The organism is Streptomyces sp. NPDC087440 (assembly GCF_044744005.1).
Lineage (GTDB): Bacteria > Actinomycetota > Actinomycetes > Streptomycetales > Streptomycetaceae > Streptomyces.
In genome coordinates this window covers 64,625-81,023 of the sequence record NZ_JBIUXN010000029.1, presented here as the reverse complement: position 1 = coordinate 81,023, position 16,399 = coordinate 64,625, and the positions used below count along the sequence as shown (strand labels likewise).

The window sequence follows — 16,399 nt, the reverse complement described above, 5'->3', positions numbered from 1 at the left end:
CTAGCGTGATCCGCATGACGACAACGAGCAGTGCCACGACGAGCACCACCCCGCAGCACGCCGCCGACCCGCAGGCCGCCGACGCCGACCTCGCCTCGCAGCCCGTCGCGTACTGGACGGGGGTCGCCAGCAACGCCGTGAAGAACCTGCTGCGGGACTCGATGGCACGCCACGACGTGACGCAGCCGCAGTGGTGGGTCCTGAACCGGGTGGCCGGGGGACCGGCGACCCGGGACGAGGTGGTCTCGGGGCTCGCGGAGGTGGCGGACAATCCGTACGACATCTCGCGCGTCGTCGACCAGCTCCTGCACCGGGGATGGCTGGCCGCCGACGCGGAGGGGCGCCTCTCCCTGACGGACGCGGGTCAGGTCGGGCGGGCGGAGGTCAAGGAGCTGGTGACGTCGCTGCGGGCGCAGGTGCACGAGGGCGTCACGGACGAGGAGTACGTGGCGGCGCTGAAGGTGCTCCGGCGCATGACGGCCAACGCGAGGCAGAGCGCGCAGCCGTGGCAGTAGGGCGGCGCTGAGCGGCGGGCCGGGCGGTGGGTGGGGTGGCGGGCCGGTTCTCCGGCAGCCTTGCGGCGGTCTTCCGGCCGGTCTTCCGGCGGACTCCCGGCAGTCCTCCGGCGGGCTCCCGACAGCCTCCCGGCCGGTCTTCCGGTGATCATGCGGTGATCGTGTGGCGATCCTGGTTACAGGTGTCAATGATGGGCCCCCGGGTAGGGGCGGCGCGACAGCAAGACCCGCCGCCACCCTGCCAGTCGGAGGATCGAACACCGTGGGAATCACCCTCAGGACCGCCCGGAGAGGCACCCTCGCCGGAGCCGTCGCCCTCGCCGCCGCCGTCGGCACGCTCGCCCTGACGGACCGTGTGCCCGCCGACGCGCCGCACCCCGCCGCGTACCCGAAGAGCGACGGGCGGGCGCACAACGCCCCGAAGATCCAGGACTCCTTCGACTCCCTCGGGCCCGAGGTGAGGTCCGCCCGGCTGCCCACCGGCCGCACCGCCCACTACATCGACGACGGGCCCCGCGACGGCACCCCCGTCCTCTTCGTCGGCGGTACGGGCACGAGCGCGCGGGCCGCGCACATGACCGACTTCTTCCGCACCACCCGCGAGAACCTGAACCTCCGCCTGATCTCCGTCGAGCGCAACGGCTTCGGCGACACCGCCTTCGACCAGAAGCTGGGCAAGGCCGACTTCGCCAAGGACGTCCTCGGCGTGCTCGACAAGCTGGGCTTGCGCACGGTGCGCGTGATCGCGATCTCGGGCGGCGGTCCGTACGCGGCCGAGCTGGCCTCCCTCGCGCCCGAACGCATCGACCAGCTCCATCTGGCCGCCGCCCTCCCGCCGTTCGGGGCCGAACCCGCGTACTGCGCGCTCCCCGACGACGTACTCGCGACGTCGCTGAAGGAGTCGATCACCGATCCGCGGAAGTGGTGGGCGTTCGCGGACGACAGCCCGGTGAAGTCGATCCCGGGGTTCGCGGACACGGCGTACGAGGAGGGCGCGCGTACGTACAACCAGCGGGGCCAGCAGGCCGATCCGGCCCCGCAGGTGCACGAGCAGAAGCTGTACTGCCGGCGCCCCGGCCCCGATCTCTCCCGGCTCAAGGCCCCCGTCTACCTCTACGGCGGCACGAAGGACACCACGGTGCCGCCCGCCACGCTGAAGACCTGGCAGGAGCACCTTCCCGGCAAGCCGGTCGTACGGACCTACGCCGACACCGGGCACGACGTCCAGTACCGCCACTGGGACCAGATCCTCGCCGACCTCGCCGGGTACGGAAACCGCACCGTGGTCTGCCACAAGGGGCGCAGCGAGATGCCGCCCGCGCGGGACGCGGCGAAGCTGGTGTCCAACGGGCGGGCGACAGTGGGCAGTTGCGCCTGGCAGGGGAAGTGACGGGGGGCGGCGTGCCCCCGAGCTCTGCGGCGTGACGGCGGTCGGCCATACTGGCGCGCGGCATTCCGACGGGTCCGGCGGGGGCGCGGGCGCATGGGGCAGGACGGGGGTGGACGCGTGAACCTGCCGGATTACGTGGGCAGTTACGCGGTGGAGCGTGAGCTGGGTGCGGGGGGCATGGGCACGGTGTACCTGGCCCGCTCCCGGGGCGGACGCACGGTCGCGGTGAAGGTGGCCCGCCCCGAGCTGGCCGCTGATCCGCACTTCCGGGAGAGGTTCCGCGCGGAGGTCGAGGCGGCGCGCAGGGTGGGCGGGTTCCATACGGCGCAGGTGGTCGACGCGGACCCGGAGGCGGCCGCGCCCTGGCTGGCGACGGCCCATGTCGCCGGGCCGACGCTCTCGGAGCTGGTCGCGGGGCGGGGTCCGATGGGCGAGCCCCAACTGCGGCGGCTCGGGGCGGCGTTGGCGGAGGCGTTGCAGGCTATCCATGCGTGTGGGCTGGTGCACCGTGATCTGAAGCCGGGGAACATCATCATGGCGCAGGACGGGCCGAGGGTGCTCGACTTCGGGATCGCGCGCGCTCTGGAGTCCTCGCGGCTGACATCCACGGGAGTGGCGTTCGGTACGCCCGGGTTCCTGGCTCCGGAGCAGGCGCAGGGGCTGGAGGTCGGGGCGGCGGCGGATGTGTTCGCGCTGGGGGCGGTGCTGGTCGCGGCGGCGGGTGGCAGTGCGTTCGGGGCGGGGACGCCGATGGGTCTGATGTACCGGGCGGTGCACGAGGAGGCGGACCTCTCGGCCGTGCCGGTGTCCATGCGGCCGGTGGTGGGGGCTTGCATGGCCAAGGACCCGGTGCGGCGGCCGACTCCGGAGGGGCTGCTGGACCACTTCGCGCCCGCGACGGTCCCCGTTGCCCGGGAGTCGACGCAGGTGGTGCGCTCGCTGACGCTGCCGAGTGCGGCCGTACCGGCTCCCGGGGCGGCCTCGGCGGCGGGGAGCGGAGGCATCGCCGACGCGCTGACCGTCGGGGCGGCACCGGGAAGCGGACCCACCGGACCCACCGGCCCCTCCAGACCCACCGGCCCCTCCGAACCCACCGGCCCCTCCGGATCGGCCCCCTCGCCCAGCCCGTCCCCCGCCCGGCAGGCGCCCGCCGCACCGACCCCGGCGCAGCGCAAGCGCAAGCAGGCCCTCCTGGCCGCCGCAGCCCTGATCGTGCTCGGTGGCGTGGGCTACGTGGTCTACGAGCTCTCCGCCGCCTCCTTCCCCGAGGTCACCCACGAACTCACCGCGCCCGTCACCCTGTTGGACGGCACGTACCAGCACGACGGCACGTCCCCCCTCGAACCGAACCCCCAGCCGAACAGGATCACCGAGCGGGACGTGAAGCACTACTCGGTCAAGTACGTCGGCACGGCGAAGGCCTCGGTGTTCCAGGGCGTGCACCTCTACGGTTCGACCGGCCGGTTCAAGTCCGCGTCGCCGGACGGCCTGATCGACGCCATGACCGGCAGCGACACGTCCAGCACGATCCGGGTCCCGGGCTCGGACGTGGACTTCCACTGCGTGACGGCGAACTCGGGGACCGTGTGCGGATGGGCCGACGCCAATACGGAGGTCGCGATCGAGTTCACCCCCAGCGCCCCGCTCGACCGGGCGGCGGCGGAGACCAAGAGAATCCGCGACGACATCCGCAAGCCGGTCGCCCGACGCCCCTGACGTCCTCGCGGACCCTCACAGGCCCCGCAGGAACTCCGTGACGTACGCGTTGAAGAGGTCGGGCCGCTCCATGTTCGGGTAGTGCGCGGTGCCTTCGACGTACTCGATCCGCCCGTTGCGGACGGTCCGTACGAGCCGTTCCGCCATGGCGCGGTGGTCGGTCGAGTCGAGTTCGCCGTTGAGAGCGAGCACCGGCACGCCGATGCCGGCGGCACGGGCCCAGGTGTCGGTGACGGGCACCCGGTGGTCGGGCTCGGCCCCGGTGTGCTTGGCGATCGTGTACGACTGCATCTCCCGCAGCAGTTGTACGACGCCGGGGTCGACGGCGTCGAGGGGCCGGTGGGGTCCGGCGGCGAACAGGGTGAACACTTCGACCCACCGTGCGGCGTCCCCGGCCCCGAGCGCCCGCGCCTGCTCGGCCTGCTGCTCCAGCATCCACGGATCACGCCACTCGGGCTCGCTGGTCCCGACACCGCTGACGATCAACGCCCGTACGAGACCGGGGTGTTCCAGTGCCACGTCCACGGCGGTCGCCCCGCCCATGCTCAGCCCGACCAGGACGGCGGGCCCGGCGCCGAGGTGCTTCAGCAGTGCCGCGACGTCGTCGGCGGGCCGGAAGGGGGCCCTCGCCACGGAGGACGCGCCGTGTCCACGGGCGTCGGGGGCGATGACGCGGTGGGTGCGGGCGAGTTCGGGGATCTGGGGGTGCCACATGCGGTGGTCGAGGAAGCCGCCGTGCAGCAGGACGAGGGCGGGGCCGTCGCCGCCGGTGTCGAGGTAGGCGAGGGGGCCGCCTTCGGCATCGTACGAACGGAGTTCCTGCGTCTGAGTCCCGATGGCATCAGTCATGACAACCAAGGTGTCATGAGGGGGGATTGTTGGCAACCAAGGTGTCATCCTGTGGGCATGACCGACACTCCGCTGCCGCCCGACGAACTCGCCCACCGCCTCACCGAGGTCTTCGACCTGGTCGGCCCGCTCTACCGGCGCGTGCAGCGGAAGGTGGAGGAGGCGGCGCCCCTGGAGGGGGTGTCGGTCGGGGTGCGCGCGGTGCTGGACCTGCTGCGGGCGCAGGGTCCGATGACGGTGCCGCAGATGGGCCGGGCCCAGTCTTTGAGCAGGCAGTTCGTGCAGCGGATGGTGAATGACGCGGGGTCCCGTGGCTGGGTGGAGACGGTTCCCAACCCGGCCCACCGGCGCTCGTCCCTGATCCGCCTGACGGACGAGGGGTGCACGGTCATCGCCGCCGTCACCACCCGCGAGCACGCGCTGCTGCGCCAGGTGGGCGGCGACCTGACGGACGCGCAGGTCACGGCGTGCGTGCAGGTGCTGGGGCGGATGGTGGCCCTCTTCGACGACGTGGACGTCAACTGAGGCTTCGGGTGAGGGGGGTCGAGGTGGTGAGCTCGCACCAGACCCCCTTTCCCTCCCGACCGTTGAGGCCGGGAGAGGTGCCGGGCTCCGTCCCCCACCGCCCGTCCGTGAGGACTTCGAGGAGCCACAGCCCGCGCCCGTTCTCGCCGTCGTCGTCCCTGTCGGTCGGCGCGGGCTTGGCGGGGCTGCCGTCGTAGACGGTGAGGCGGATGCGGGTCGGCTCGACGGTGAGGTGGAGGAGGCTGTCGGTGCCGTGGGCGTGGAGGACGGCGTTGGTGACGAGCTCGGAGGTGCACAGGGTGGCGGCGTCGAGGAGTTCGTCCAGCCCGAGCGAGCGGAGCACGGCGGCGACGAACTCGCGGGCCATGCGGGGGGAGGTGGGGAGGGGTGGGCAGGTGAGGGTGTACGGGTGTGGCGGGGCGGGGGCTGCTTCGGGCACGGCTCATCAACTCCACGAGCTGCGAGGTTGGTTGAGGCCAGCGGTGGCGATGCCCGTATGTCGACGTACGAGTGCTCTTCCATCTGGCAAGTGGCGCAGGCGAGTTGGGCGACTGGATGAGGCCGCAACCCACGGTGCCGGGTGCACTTCAGAGCGTAGGGACAACCTTATGGTGGCGCAACCTTATGGTGACTATGGGTCGCCGCCTCCGTGGCCCGTGCGACGCTTACGCGGCACACTCAGTACGCGGATCAGGCGCGAGAGGACGAGGAATGCCGCCGAGGAGCAACCCCACTGTCCGGCAGGCGCGGTTAGGTGTTGAGCTGCGAAAGCTGCGCGAGCAGGCGCAGGTGACCGCCCGGAACGCGGCGGCCCTGCTGGGGTCGAATCCCGTACAGATGAGTCATGTCGAGTCGGGGCGCAGCGGCATCAGCGAGGAGCGCATCCGTCGGCTGGTTGCCCATTACGGGTGTAGCGACGAACGGTTGATCGACGCACTGGTCGACATGGCGGCGGAGCGCGGCAAGGGATGGTGGGAGAAGTTCCGCGGGGTCGTGGACCCGTCGGGACTCGACCTGGCGGAGACCGAAGGCTGTGCGGTGCGCATCCGCACGCTCCAAGTCGTGCACGTTCCGGGGCTGTTCCAGACGGAGGACCACATGCGCGCCGCATTCCGTTACGTGGCTCCCGGCTGGCCGAAGGCCGATTCGGACGCCCACGTGTCGTTCCGGCTGTGTCGGCAGGAGGTGATCACGGGGGAGCCTGCGACACCGTACGACGCGGTGATCCACGAGGCGGCGCTACGGATCAGGGTCGGCGGTCGGAAGGTCGCGGCCGCCCAACTGGAACGCATCCTGGAACTCTCCGAACTGCCGCACGTCACCGTACGGGTGATCCCCTTCGACACCGAGGACTTCGCCGGTGCGGGGCACTCGATGCTCTACTTCCACGGGCCCGTGCCGCAGCTGGACACGGTGCAACTGGACACCGCGCACGGCAGCGTGTTCCTCGATGCCGAACCCCGGTTGCAGCAGTACCAGGAGCGCCTCCGGCGGGTCGACGGCACGGCCCTTAAGGTGGCTGAGTCCCGGAACCTGATCAACCGGATCATGCGGGAACTGTGAAAGGGCTCAGCGTGCAGTCATCGCTTCAGTGGCAGAAGTCGTCGTTCTCCGGAGGCGGCTCGGGCGAAGACTGCGTGGAGCTGGCCGCGTCGGCCGGCACCCCCCGCATCCACCTCCGCGAGAGCGAGACCCCCGCCGCGGTCCTCACCGCCGGCCCCACCGCCCTGCGCGGCCTGCTGGACGCGGTGAAGGGCGGGGTGGGGCGGGCGCGGCGGTGAGCGAACCGGCGGGTCCTAGGCGGGGACGGCGGGAGTCGACAGCAGGGCGACTTCCTCGTCGGTGAGGCGCAGGGACGCCGACGCGACGTTGGCCTCCAGGTGGGCCGGGTCGCCGGTGCCCGGGATGGCCAGGACGTGCGGGCCCTGGTGGAGGGTCCAGGCCAGCCGGACCTCGGCGGGGGAGACGCCGTGCGCGCGGGCGACGGCGAGGACGCGCTCCTCCTCGGCGCCGGTCGTGCCCGCCTCGCGGCCCGCACCCGCGATGGCGTAGAAGGGCACGAACGCGATGCCCTGCTCGCCGCAGGTGCGCAGGAGCGCGGTGGTCTCGGGGGCTTCCCCCAGACCGTAGATGTTCTGGACGCAGACCACGGGCGCGATGGCCCGGGCCTCGGCGAGGTGGACGGCGGTGACGTTGGAGAGGCCGAGGTGGCGGATGAGTCCGGCCTCGCGGAGGTCGGCGAGGGCGCCGAAGTGCTCGGCGATGGAGCCGGTCGCCTTGCTGCGCGGGATACGGAGGTTGACGACGTCGAGCCGGTCGCGGCCGAGCGCGCGGAGGTTGTCCTCGACCTGCTCGCGGAGCTGGTGCGGCTCGGCGTACCACCAGGTGCCGTCCGGCTTGCGGGCCGGCCACACCTTCGTGGTGATGACGAGGTCGTCGGCGTACGGGGAGAAGGCGGCGCGGAGCAGGTCGTTGGAGGAGTGCGCCGAGGAGAAGTAGAAGGCGGCGGTGTCGAAGTGGTTCACGCCCAGGTCGACGGCCCGGCGCAGCAGGGCGACGGCCTCGGCGCGGTCGCGCGGGGCGGAGGCGGTGTTGAGCGCCGGGCCGATCTGGGGCAGGCGCATGGTGCCGTAGCCGAGACGGTTGACGGGGAGGTCACCGCCGAGCTTCCAGGTTCCGGCGGCGGCAGCGGTGGGGCGGAGGGGCATGCAGGTCCTCTGGGTCGGGTTCGCGGGAGGGGATGGGCGGATGCCGACTCGGAGTATGGGGGGAGGAGGGGGCGACGGAGAAGGGGCCGGGGACGGGCAAGAGTCACATCGGAAACGGGAATGCAGGGGTGGGGTGTACGAGTTGACACTGGCGTTGCCGGTTGCGGCGCCGACCCGGCGCGTGTGATGCGTCCGAAGTGTGCCGACCCCTTGCCCGACGTTCAGGCTGCGTGTCCCTCGAACCGGAATTCCGGCGTGGAGCCGGGGTCGATGCGGGCTCCCGCGTCGAGCGCGGAGGCGAGCTGCTCGATGAGTTCCAGGGTGGGATCCACCGAGCTCTCCTCGATGGCCTCGATGTCCGCCTCGGCCATCTGGGCCCGCCGGGCGAGTTCCGCGGTGTCCCAGCCCAGGGCGGAGCGCCGGTCGTACACCGCCTGCGCGAAGTCCATCCGGCGGCCTGCGGCACGGTAGGCGGGGTCTTCGCGGTGCTCGGGCGGGACTTTCCAGCTGGTGTGGTATCCGCTGCTCATGAGTCCTCCTCCGGCCTACTGTAAACGTCATGGGTGCCGGCCGGCGGGTGCTCGGCCTCGCAGTGCTTCCGGGCTCGCTGTGCGCGCAGAACCTGGTCGGACTCGCGCATTCTTGTCTTGCGGAAGACGGTGAGGAGTACGGCCCGACGGCCCGGAGCCAGCCAGTACGTCACCCGGATGGCCCCCACGCGCAGCTCCCGGAGCCCGTCGCCGAGGTGGCTCGCCAGTGGAAAGGGCAGTGCGGGACCGTCGGTGGCCAAGCGGTCGGCGAAGCGTTCGACGGCCCGGTACTCGGCGGGGCCCAGGGTCTCCAGCCAAGTGCGCACCTCGGGCTCGATCTCGATCGTGTACGGCAGGCCGGATGGTCCTGGCGGCTCGGGCATCACCACTCCGCTTCTCTCGGGTGTCGTTGCTGCTCACCGAACCGGCGGTGGGGTCGGGCGGGGGCGGTTTAGGCTGCCCGTCACCCGAAAGATGCTTTCCCGCTTGATCGTTCGTTCGTACGGTCCCCGAACCGCAGCCGGAACAACGCCCCGCCGCCCGGGGCCTGTTCGGCGGTCAGCTCCGCGCCGTGGGCGCGGGCGATCTGGCGGGCCATCGCCAGGCCCAGGCCCGAGCCGGGGAGGGCGCGGGCCGCTTCCGCGCGGTAGAAGCGGTCGAAGACGTACGGGAGGTCCTCGGCGGAGATCCCCGGGCCGTGGTCGCGCACCGTGACGTCCAACTCCTGCCCGCGCGAGGTGAGTTCGACCTCCACGGGTGCGCCGGGCGGGCTGAACTTCGCCGCGTTGTCGAGGAGGTTCGTCAGGAGGCGGGTCAGGCGGGCCGGGATGCCGGGGAGGGTGACGGCGTGGGCCTCGGGGGTGATGGAGAGGGGGAAGGGGGTGGCGGGCCAGTGGGTCTCCGCCGTCGCGACCGCGTGGGAGAGGAGGGAGGCGATGCGGACCTCTTCGAGGAGGGGTTGCGGTTCCTCGTCGCGGGCGAGCTCGATCAGGTCGTTGACCAGGCCGGTCACCTCGCGGAGCTGGCGGCCCAGCGCGCCGGACGCCCGGTCCCGCTGCTCCGGGCTCAACCGGTCGGCGCGGGCCAGGAGTTCGGCGTTGGTGCGCAGCGCGGTGAGGGGGGTGCGGAGTTCGTGGGAGGCGTCGGCGACCAGGCGGCGCTGGGCCGAGACGGACTGCTCCAGCTCGCCGAGCATGGTGTTGAAGCTGGCGGCGAGGCGCGTCACCTCGTCCTCGCGGCCCGGCGGTCCCGGCGGGAGTTCGATGCGGTGGCGGGGGTCGCGGGTGGCGGCGATCCGCTCGGCGGTGGCCGTGAGGCGGGCGACGGGGGCCAGGCCCGTACGGGACACCCAGTAGCCGAGGCCCGCCGCCAGCAGCACGCCCGCCCCGCCCACCGCCGACAGGAGCAGTGCCGCCTGCCGGATGCCGCGCTCCACCGAGTCGGCGCGCAGGGCGAGTTGGAGGGCGCGGCCGCCGCCGATCGGGGTGACGGCCATCCGGGCGGGGTGGCCTTCGAGGGTGAAGTTGGAGAAGTACGGGGCACGGTCGCCGGACGCCACCTCGCGGACCGGGGGCGAGACCGGCAGGACGTAGCGGGCGGCGGAGTCCTTCGCCGGGTCGGCGGGGACGACCTGCGCGCAGGCGGGGGCCGAGAGGTACCGGCACTCACCTGCGAGGACGGCGGTCTCGGGGTTCCGGTCGGCCTGGAGGATGCGGGTCGCCGACTGGGTCAGGTTGAGGTCGAGCTGGTGGTACATCTCGTACCGGATGACGAAGTACGCGGCCGTGCACACCCCGATCGCGACGAGCGCCACGGCTGCGGACGCGGCCACCGCGAGCCGGGTGCGGAGGGGCCGATGCCGCCGCCACCGCGCCCCGAGCGCCCGCCTGCGCCGCCCACCGCTCATGCGGGGTCCTGGGGGAGGTGGGCGTGGGCGGGGCCGGGTCGCGCGGGCCGCCCGGGGCATGGCGTGCCGGTGCGGGCCGTGTGGTGGCGGTGGGCGTGGCAGGGAGTGCCGGGGGCGGGGTGCGCGAGTCGCGCGGGGCGCGCGGGGCATGGCGTGTCGGTGCGGGCCGTGTGGGGGCGGCGGGCGTGGCGGGGAGTGCCGGGGGCGGGGTGCGCGAGTCGCCCAGAGAGCCCGGGAAGCGCGGGGTGCGCGAGTCGCCCAGAGAGCCCGGGAAGCGCGGGGTGCGCGGGGAGCCCAGGGAGCCCGGGGGGTGCGGTACCGGCGGAGGGTGCGGGTCCCTGGGGGAGGTGGGCGTGGGCCGGGCCGGGATGCGCGAGCCGTCCGGGATACGGCGTGCCGGTGCGGGCCGCGTGCGTGCGCTGGCTGTGGCGCGTGGTGCCGGGCGTGGGCGCGCCGCCGGTGGCGGCCCGGCGTGCGTGCCGTCCTCGGGGTGCCGAACCGGCGACGGTCATGGCCGCCGCACGGGCCGCGCGGATCGCGTGCGGGGCCTGCTCGGCGCACGGCACCGCCGTGGCCCACGGCATCACCCCGGCGCGCCGCACCGCTCTGCTGTGCCGGACTGCCCCGGGGCGCGGCTCTGCCCCGGGCCCGGCCGACGCCCGGGGCCGCAACCCTGTCCGGGGCGGCGCTCCTGTGCCGGGTCGCAGTCCCGCCCGGGGCTGTGTTGCTGTGCCGGGCCGCAGCCCTGTCCGGGGCGGCGCTCCTGTGCTGGGTCGCAGTCCCGCCCGGGGCTGTGTCGCTGTGCCGGGTCGCAGTCCCGCCCGGGGCTGTTCCGTCGCTCCGGGGTGCAGTTGTGTGCCGGAGCGTGGCCCTGTCCGGCGCGGCGCTCCTGTGTCCGGTCGCGTCTCCGCCCCGGGGCGCCGGGATGTGCGGCGGCGCAGCCCCGGGTGCGAGGGGGACGGGCTGCGCAGGCCCGGGCCGCTCATGTCGTGTCCAGGCGGTAGCCGACGCCGTGGACCGTGTGGACCAGGCGGGGTTCGCCCGCGGCTTCGAGTTTGCGGCGGAGGTAGCCCACGTACACCGCGAGGGAGTTGGAGTCGGGGCCGAAGTCCCTGCCCCAGACCAGTTCGAGGATCAGCTCGCGGGGGAGCACCTGCCCGGGGTGGCGGAGCAGCAGTTCCAGGAGGGCGAACTCGGTGCGGCTGAATTCCAGCGGGCGGCCGGCGCGGTGGCCGGTGCGGGTGACGGGGTCGACCGTCAGGTCGGCGTACGAGAGGGAGTCGTCCTCCGGGGGGAGCGGCGCGGCGCGGCGCAGCAGGGCGCGGACGCGGGCGACCAGCTCGTCCAGGGCGAAGGGCTTGACCAGGTAGTCGTCCGCCCCCGCGTCCAGCCCGTCGACCCGGTCGCTCACCGAGTCCAGGGCGGTGAGCACCAGGATCGGGGTGCGGTCGCCCGTCGCCCGCAGGCGGCGGCAGACGCCGAGCCCGTCCAGCACCGGCATCATCACGTCCAGGACGAGGGCGTCCGGCTGCCAGGTGGCGAGGGTGGACAGGGCCGCGAGGCCGTCCGGGGCGCCCCTGACCTCGTACCCCTCGATGGAGAGGCCGTCCTCGACGGCGGCCCGCACTTCCGGTTCGTCGTCGACCACCAGGATCTTCGTCATGCCGTGAGCCATGGGGTGAGTGTTCTGGCGTGAGTCGTGCCGTGAGTCGTGCCGTGAGTCATGGGGTGAATCCTGCCAAAGCGGGCTCTTAGAAGCCTCTTAAGGATCTTCGTGAGTGTGGCGGCCATGCGCACACCACTCTCAGCCGAAGTCGAAGCCGGAGCCAGTGCTGTATCCGGACCCGGACCGCTTTCTGTCGTGATCGGGGCGGGCGGCACCGGCGGGCACATCTACCCGGGGCTCGCCCTCGCCGAGGCCCTGCGGCGGGCCGTGCCCGACGCCGTCGTGTCGTTCGTCGGGACGACGCGGGGACTGGAGACGGACCTGATACCCGGGGCCGGGTACCGGCTGCACACCGTCGACATGATTCCGTTCGACTCGTCGCTCGGGGCCAAGCGGTATCTGCTGCCCGCCGCGCTGCTGAAGTCGGGCGCGCAGGCCCGGGCGATCCTCAAGGCGCAGGGGGCGCACGTCGCCGTCGGCATGGGCGGGTATCCCAGTGCTCCGGTGATCGTCGGCGCGAAGATGGCCGGGCTGCCCAGCATCATCCACGAGTCGAACGCCGTCCCCGGGCGGGCCAACCAGTTCGCGGCCCGCCTGACCGGCAACATCGCGATCGCCTTCGACCGCAGCCGGGCCCACCTGGCGGGCGGGCAGAACGCCATGACGGTCGGGATGCCGATCGCCGCCTCGCTGGCCCGGCTCGACCGGGACGCCCTGCGGGCCGAGGCCCGGCGGGCGCTCGGTGTCCCGGCGGGGGCACGGCTCGTGCTCTTCAACGGGGGCAGCCTCGGGGCCGTACGGCTGACGGAGGCCGCGATCGGGCTCGCCGAGCGGTGGCGTGGGCGTGGTGACGTACACCTGCTCATCAAGACCGGTCCGGCGAAGCTTGAGGAGACGCGGACGCGGGTCGGGGACAACCCCGTCGCCACCGTCGTGCCCTACCTCGACCGCATGGACCTCGCGTACGCCGCCGCCGACCTGGTCGTCTGCCGGGCCGGGTCGGCGACCGTCGCCGAGCTGGAGACGGTCGGCGTTCCCGCCGTGCTCGTGCCGTACCCGCACGCCCCCGGCGACCACCAGACGCACAACGCCCGGGTGCTCTCCGACGCCGGGGCCGCCCATCTCGTACCGGACGAGGAGACGACCGCCGAGCGCCTCGCCGCACTCGTGGAGCCGCTGCTCGCCGACCCGGCCCGCCTCGCCGCGATGGCGCGGGCCGCCGGGCCCAGCACGCACGCGCAGGCCGCCGACCTGCTGGCCGCGCAGGTGCTGCGGCTGTCCGGACTTCCCCAATTCACCTACGGAGCAATGGAGTTCACCCGATGATCTTTAACGAGCGCAGCAACCGTATCGACTGGAACGGCCGCAAGGTCCTCGTCACCGGAGCCGAAGGCTTCATCGGCTCCACGCTCGTCGACCTGCTGGTGGACCTCGGGGCCGACGTCCGCGCCTTCGTGCACTACAAGCCGTACGCCGAGAAGGGCTTCCTCAAGCATCACCTGACGAACCCCCAGGTCGAGATGTTCACCGGCGACGTGCGCGACGCGGGCCGGGTGTCCGACGCCGTCGCGGGCTGCGACACCGTCTTCCACCTCGCCGCGCTCATCGGCATCCCGTACAGCTACTCCTCGCCCGGCGCGTACGTCCAGACGAACGTCGTCGGCACGGAGAACATCGCCGAGGCGTGCCGTCGGCACAGCGTGCGCCGTCTCGTCCACACCTCCACCAGCGAGGTGTACGGGACGGCCCTGACCGCGCCCATCAGCGAGGCCCACCCGCTCCAGCCGCAGTCGCCGTACTCCGCGTCCAAGATCGGCGCCGACATGATGGCGCTCAGCTTCCACCACGCCTTCGAGCTGCCGGTGACGGTCGTGCGGCCCTTCAACACCTACGGCCCGAGGCAGTCGGCGCGCGCCGTGATTCCGACGATCCTGGCCCAACTCCACTCCGGGGCACGGGAGATCAAGCTCGGCTCGCTCACGCCGACGCGCGACTTCACGTACGTCACCGACACCGCGCGCGGCTTCCTAGCGATGGCCGACTGCGACCAGGCACTCGGGCAGACCGTCAACCTCGGCACCGGGCGCGAGATCGCCATCGGCGAGCTGGCGCAGGCCCTGATCGCCGCCTCCGGGCGGGACGCCGAGATCGTCGTCGACCCGGCGCGGCTGCGGCCCTCGGGCAGCGAGGTCGAGCGGCTGCTCTCCGACAACACCCGGGCGCGCGAGTGGGCGGGCTGGGAGCCGGAGATGAGCCTGGAGGAGGGGCTCAAGCGGACGAGCGCGTGGGTCGAGGAGAACGTGCACCTCTTCGCACCGGACCGCTACCAGGTCTGAACCACCCCGGACCGCTACCAGGGCCGCATCACCCCGGGGAGACCCCGCCCAGGCCCCCCACCAGCAGCGCCGTGAAATTGCGCGCCCAGGTCGCGTCCACCGGCTCCGCGCTCACCAGCGCCCGGTGGACGACCGCCCCGGCGATCACGTCGAAGATCAGGTCCGCGTTGCGGGCCGCCTGTGCGGGGGACTCCTCGTACGGCAGCTCGCCGCGGGCCTGCGCGCGTTCCCTCCCCAGGAGTACGAGGCGCTTCTGACGGTCCACGATCGCCGAGCGGATCCGCTCGCGCAGTGCCGCGTCCCGGGTGGACTCCGCGACCACCGCCATCAGCGCGGTCTTCGTCTCCGGGCGTTCCAGCAGCGCCGCGAACTGAAGCACCACGCCCTGCACGTCCTCCAGCAGGCTGCCCCGGTCGGGCAGCTCCAGTTCGTCGAAGAGCACCGCGACCGCGTCCACCACCAGCTCGTTCTTGTGCGCCCAGCGCCGGTAGAGCGTCGTCTTGGCGACCCCGGCGCGCTGCGCCACGTCACCCATCGTCAGCTTCGACCAGCCCAGCTCCACCAGCGCGTCCCGCGTCGCACGCAGGATCGCCTCGTCGGCGGCGGCGCTGCGGGGGCGTCCGGTGCGGGGCTGCGCGGGTGTGGCGGGGGTGGCGGGGGTGGACATGCCCGCGACCATACCGGTGAGTAGGTACGGTCCGTCCATGGCTCGTCGGCGGCCCGGTACATGATCGTGAGGGAGATCACGAGGCGCTCGGAGGGGGTGTCGAGTTACGCTACGACCTGTAGCGAAAGCTCTTCCGGCGCCGGGTACGGCACTCCGGGCGGGCCGAGCGACAACCACCGGCGCCAGGTGGGGACCCGGCGCCAGATGTACCACCCGTCGCGGCAGTGCCGCGACGCTTTTTCGAACCGGTCGCCGAGGGGGGAGGATGTACGCATGCAGCCTAGGAACATGTCCATGAGCGGCGTCGTCGACCTCGCCGCGGTGAAAGCGGCCAACGAGGCCAAGCAGAAGGCGGAGCAGGCGCGCGCCGAGGCCGCCCGGCAGGGCGGCGCACCGGCCGTACCCGCCTCGAACCTGGTCTTCGACGTCGACGAGGCCGGATTCGAGACCTCCGTCCTCCAGCTCGCCTCCGAGGTGCCGGTCGTCGTGGCCTTCTGGTCGCGCCGTTCCGAGCAGAGCGAGCAGCTGGTGCAGCAGCTCGCGGGCCTCGCGGCCGAGTACCGGGGGCGCTTCGTCCTCGCCAAGGTCGAGGGCGAGAGTGCCCCGATGCTCCTCCAGCAGTTCGCCGTCCAGGGCGTCCCGGCCGTCTTCGCGGTCGTCGCCGGACAGGCCCTGCCGCTCTTCCAGGGCGTCGCGCCCGAGGAGCAGATCCGGGCCACCCTCGACCAGTTGATCCAGGTCGGCGAGGAGCGCTTCGGGCTCACCGGCATCCAGGTCGCGGACGGTCCGGCCCCCGTCGACGCACCGGCTCCGGTCGGTCCGTACGACGCGCTGCTGGACGCGGCGATGGACGCGCTGAACGCCAACGACTTCGCGGGCGCTGTCCAGGCGTACCGGAACGTACTGGCCGACGACCCGGCGAACCCGGACGCCAAGGCCGGTCTCGCGCAGGCCGAACTGCTCGGCCGCGTCACGCAGTTGGACCCGCAGCAGACCCGCAAGGACGCCGCCGAGCGTCCGGTGGACGTGGCAGCGCAGATCGCCGCCGCCGAACTCGACCTGGCCGGCGGCCACATCGAGGACGCCTTCGGGCGGCTCGTCGACGCGGTGCGCGTGACGGCCGGGGACGACCGGGACGCCGCCCGGGTGCGGCTGCTCGAACTCTTCGAGGTCGTCGGCGCGGACGACCCCCGGGTCGGCAAGGCGCGGACGGCGCTGGCACGGGTGCTGTTCTAGATCCCTTCGCGCCCTCGCGGGCGTAACGAAGCCTTCTTGCGGAAGTGGTCCGTACGGAAGTGCTCAAAGCGACCTCACGGGGTGTCGGTGCTGTGCGCATCGGCACCCCGTTCAGCTCTCCTTGTCGATAAATCTCGGCTCCGCTTTACCAAAACTTGGTAATCGCGGGGGCTGTTACTCGCAGTAAGCCGAACTCGCCCTTCTGTCCGCCTTGTTGCGGCAATCACCCGATTTTCCGCGTCACGCGACGCAGCCGTCGACGACCCTGTGAGACCGGCAGGCCGCGCTTCGGTTATCCGCCCGTTACTAGCCAGTAACGAACCCCCTTGTGCCCGGCCCGTGAATGCACCACGAT

General features: G+C 72.7%; 17 protein-coding genes. 9 read left to right on the top strand and 8 right to left on the bottom strand.

What is annotated here, in order from left to right:
- Positions 1 to 14 precede the first annotated feature (14 nt).
- The 3 genes from ACIO3O_RS38395 to ACIO3O_RS38385 all read left to right on the top strand — a co-directional run bounded on the left by ACIO3O_RS38395 (position 15) and on the right by ACIO3O_RS38385 (position 3,621).
- The gene (locus tag ACIO3O_RS38395; protein WP_401754130.1) at positions 15 to 515 is read left to right on the top strand and encodes a MarR family winged helix-turn-helix transcriptional regulator; all 501 of its coding nucleotides are present in this window, start codon (positions 15 to 17) and stop codon (positions 513 to 515) included.
- A gap of 262 nt (positions 516 to 777) precedes the next feature.
- Complete coding sequence (locus tag ACIO3O_RS38390) at positions 778 to 1,905, top strand: alpha/beta fold hydrolase (RefSeq protein WP_401754127.1); 1,128 nt, start codon at positions 778 to 780, stop codon at positions 1,903 to 1,905.
- 117 nt (positions 1,906 to 2,022) lie between these two features.
- Positions 2,023 to 3,621: a serine/threonine-protein kinase gene (locus ACIO3O_RS38385; RefSeq protein ID WP_401754124.1), complete on the top strand. Its 1,599-nt coding sequence runs from the start codon at positions 2,023 to 2,025 to the stop codon at positions 3,619 to 3,621.
- 15 nt (positions 3,622 to 3,636) lie between these two features.
- On the opposite strand, the gene ACIO3O_RS38380 is transcribed toward ACIO3O_RS38385, so the two are convergent.
- A complete protein-coding gene (locus tag ACIO3O_RS38380; protein ID WP_401754121.1) occupies positions 3,637 to 4,470 on the bottom strand; it encodes an alpha/beta fold hydrolase in 834 nt (277 codons plus the stop codon).
- A gap of 57 nt (positions 4,471 to 4,527) precedes the next feature.
- Between ACIO3O_RS38380 and ACIO3O_RS38375 the strand changes: the two genes are divergently transcribed.
- Positions 4,528 to 4,995, top strand: a complete 468-nt coding sequence (locus tag ACIO3O_RS38375; RefSeq protein ID WP_401754119.1) for a MarR family winged helix-turn-helix transcriptional regulator — start codon at positions 4,528 to 4,530, stop codon at positions 4,993 to 4,995.
- On the opposite strand, the gene ACIO3O_RS38370 is transcribed toward ACIO3O_RS38375, so the two are convergent.
- The gene (locus ACIO3O_RS38370) at positions 4,988 to 5,434 is read right to left on the bottom strand and encodes an ATP-binding protein (RefSeq protein WP_401754116.1); all 447 of its coding nucleotides are present in this window, start codon (positions 5,432 to 5,434) and stop codon (positions 4,988 to 4,990) included. The genes ACIO3O_RS38375 and ACIO3O_RS38370 overlap by 8 nt on opposite strands.
- Before the next feature lie 185 nt (positions 5,435 to 5,619).
- Between ACIO3O_RS38370 and ACIO3O_RS38365 the strand changes: the two genes are divergently transcribed.
- On the top strand, positions 5,620 to 6,558 hold the full coding sequence (locus tag ACIO3O_RS38365) for a helix-turn-helix domain-containing protein (RefSeq protein WP_401754114.1): 939 nt from the start codon (positions 5,620 to 5,622) through the stop codon (positions 6,556 to 6,558).
- An 11-nt stretch (positions 6,559 to 6,569) separates the two neighbouring features.
- Entirely contained in the window at positions 6,570 to 6,776 is a 207-nt protein-coding gene (locus ACIO3O_RS38360) for a DUF397 domain-containing protein (RefSeq protein ID WP_401754111.1), read from the top strand.
- Positions 6,777 to 6,791: 15 nt separating this feature from the next.
- Here ACIO3O_RS38360 and ACIO3O_RS38355 read toward each other — a convergent pair whose 3' ends face one another.
- From ACIO3O_RS38355 to ACIO3O_RS38335, 5 genes are all read right to left on the bottom strand, one after another.
- Positions 6,792 to 7,703 carry an aldo/keto reductase gene (locus ACIO3O_RS38355; protein WP_401754108.1) on the bottom strand — a complete coding sequence of 304 codons (912 nt, stop codon included), beginning with the start codon at positions 7,701 to 7,703 and terminating at the stop codon, positions 6,792 to 6,794.
- Between the two features lie 221 nt (positions 7,704 to 7,924).
- The gene (locus ACIO3O_RS38350) at positions 7,925 to 8,233 is read right to left on the bottom strand and encodes a helix-turn-helix domain-containing protein (RefSeq protein ID WP_401754105.1); all 309 of its coding nucleotides are present in this window, start codon (positions 8,231 to 8,233) and stop codon (positions 7,925 to 7,927) included.
- Positions 8,230 to 8,616, bottom strand: coding sequence for a type II toxin-antitoxin system RelE/ParE family toxin (locus tag ACIO3O_RS38345; protein WP_401754102.1), 387 nt, complete (start codon positions 8,614 to 8,616; stop codon positions 8,230 to 8,232). Before ACIO3O_RS38345 ends, ACIO3O_RS38350 begins: the two co-directional genes overlap by 4 nt.
- A gap of 80 nt (positions 8,617 to 8,696) precedes the next feature.
- On the bottom strand, positions 8,697 to 10,139 hold the full coding sequence (locus tag ACIO3O_RS38340) for a sensor histidine kinase (protein ID WP_401754099.1): 1,443 nt from the start codon (positions 10,137 to 10,139) through the stop codon (positions 8,697 to 8,699).
- 982 nt (positions 10,140 to 11,121) lie between these two features.
- Positions 11,122 to 11,814 carry a response regulator transcription factor gene (locus ACIO3O_RS38335; RefSeq protein ID WP_401754096.1) on the bottom strand — a complete coding sequence of 231 codons (693 nt, stop codon included), beginning with the start codon at positions 11,812 to 11,814 and terminating at the stop codon, positions 11,122 to 11,124.
- Positions 11,815 to 12,000: 186 nt separating this feature from the next.
- Between ACIO3O_RS38335 and ACIO3O_RS38330 the strand changes: the two genes are divergently transcribed.
- Positions 12,001 to 13,131, top strand: a complete 1,131-nt coding sequence (locus tag ACIO3O_RS38330) for a UDP-N-acetylglucosamine--N-acetylmuramyl-(pentapeptide) pyrophosphoryl-undecaprenol N-acetylglucosamine transferase (RefSeq protein ID WP_401754093.1) — start codon at positions 12,001 to 12,003, stop codon at positions 13,129 to 13,131.
- A complete protein-coding gene (locus tag ACIO3O_RS38325) occupies positions 13,128 to 14,141 on the top strand; it encodes a GDP-mannose 4,6-dehydratase (RefSeq protein WP_401754090.1) in 1,014 nt (337 codons plus the stop codon). The genes ACIO3O_RS38330 and ACIO3O_RS38325 overlap by 4 nt, the downstream gene beginning before the upstream one ends.
- Positions 14,142 to 14,169: 28 nt before the next feature.
- Here the strand turns inward: ACIO3O_RS38325 and ACIO3O_RS38320 are convergent, their stop codons facing one another.
- A complete protein-coding gene (locus ACIO3O_RS38320) occupies positions 14,170 to 14,808 on the bottom strand; it encodes a TetR/AcrR family transcriptional regulator (RefSeq protein ID WP_401754087.1) in 639 nt (212 codons plus the stop codon).
- Positions 14,809 to 15,081: 273 nt separating this feature from the next.
- Here ACIO3O_RS38320 and ACIO3O_RS38315 point away from each other — a divergent pair, with 273 nt between their 5' ends.
- Entirely contained in the window at positions 15,082 to 16,044 is a 963-nt protein-coding gene (locus ACIO3O_RS38315) for a co-chaperone YbbN (RefSeq protein WP_401754084.1), read from the top strand.
- The last annotated feature ends 355 nt before the right edge of the window (positions 16,045 to 16,399 follow it).

Coding starts and splice junctions, on each gene's coding strand:
- ACIO3O_RS38375 (WP_401754119.1), top strand. CDS start 4,528: ATGACCGACACTCCGCTGCCGCCCGACGAACTCGCCCACCGCCTCACC.
- ACIO3O_RS38365 (WP_401754114.1), top strand. CDS start 5,620: ATGGTGACTATGGGTCGCCGCCTCCGTGGCCCGTGCGACGCTTACGCG.
- ACIO3O_RS38380 (WP_401754121.1), bottom strand. CDS start 4,470: ATGACTGATGCCATCGGGACTCAGACGCAGGAACTCCGTTCGTACGAT.
- ACIO3O_RS38395 (WP_401754130.1), top strand. CDS start 15: ATGACGACAACGAGCAGTGCCACGACGAGCACCACCCCGCAGCACGCC.
- ACIO3O_RS38340 (WP_401754099.1), bottom strand. CDS start 10,139: ATGAGCGGTGGGCGGCGCAGGCGGGCGCTCGGGGCGCGGTGGCGGCGG.
- ACIO3O_RS38345 (WP_401754102.1), bottom strand. CDS start 8,616: ATGCCCGAGCCGCCAGGACCATCCGGCCTGCCGTACACGATCGAGATC.
- ACIO3O_RS38320 (WP_401754087.1), bottom strand. CDS start 14,808: ATGTCCACCCCCGCCACCCCCGCCACACCCGCGCAGCCCCGCACCGGA.
- ACIO3O_RS38335 (WP_401754096.1), bottom strand. CDS start 11,814: ATGGCTCACGGCATGACGAAGATCCTGGTGGTCGACGACGAACCGGAA.
- ACIO3O_RS38315 (WP_401754084.1), top strand. CDS start 15,082: ATGCAGCCTAGGAACATGTCCATGAGCGGCGTCGTCGACCTCGCCGCG.
- ACIO3O_RS38355 (WP_401754108.1), bottom strand. CDS start 7,703: ATGCCCCTCCGCCCCACCGCTGCCGCCGCCGGAACCTGGAAGCTCGGC.
- ACIO3O_RS38325 (WP_401754090.1), top strand. CDS start 13,128: ATGATCTTTAACGAGCGCAGCAACCGTATCGACTGGAACGGCCGCAAG.
- ACIO3O_RS38350 (WP_401754105.1), bottom strand. CDS start 8,233: ATGAGCAGCGGATACCACACCAGCTGGAAAGTCCCGCCCGAGCACCGC.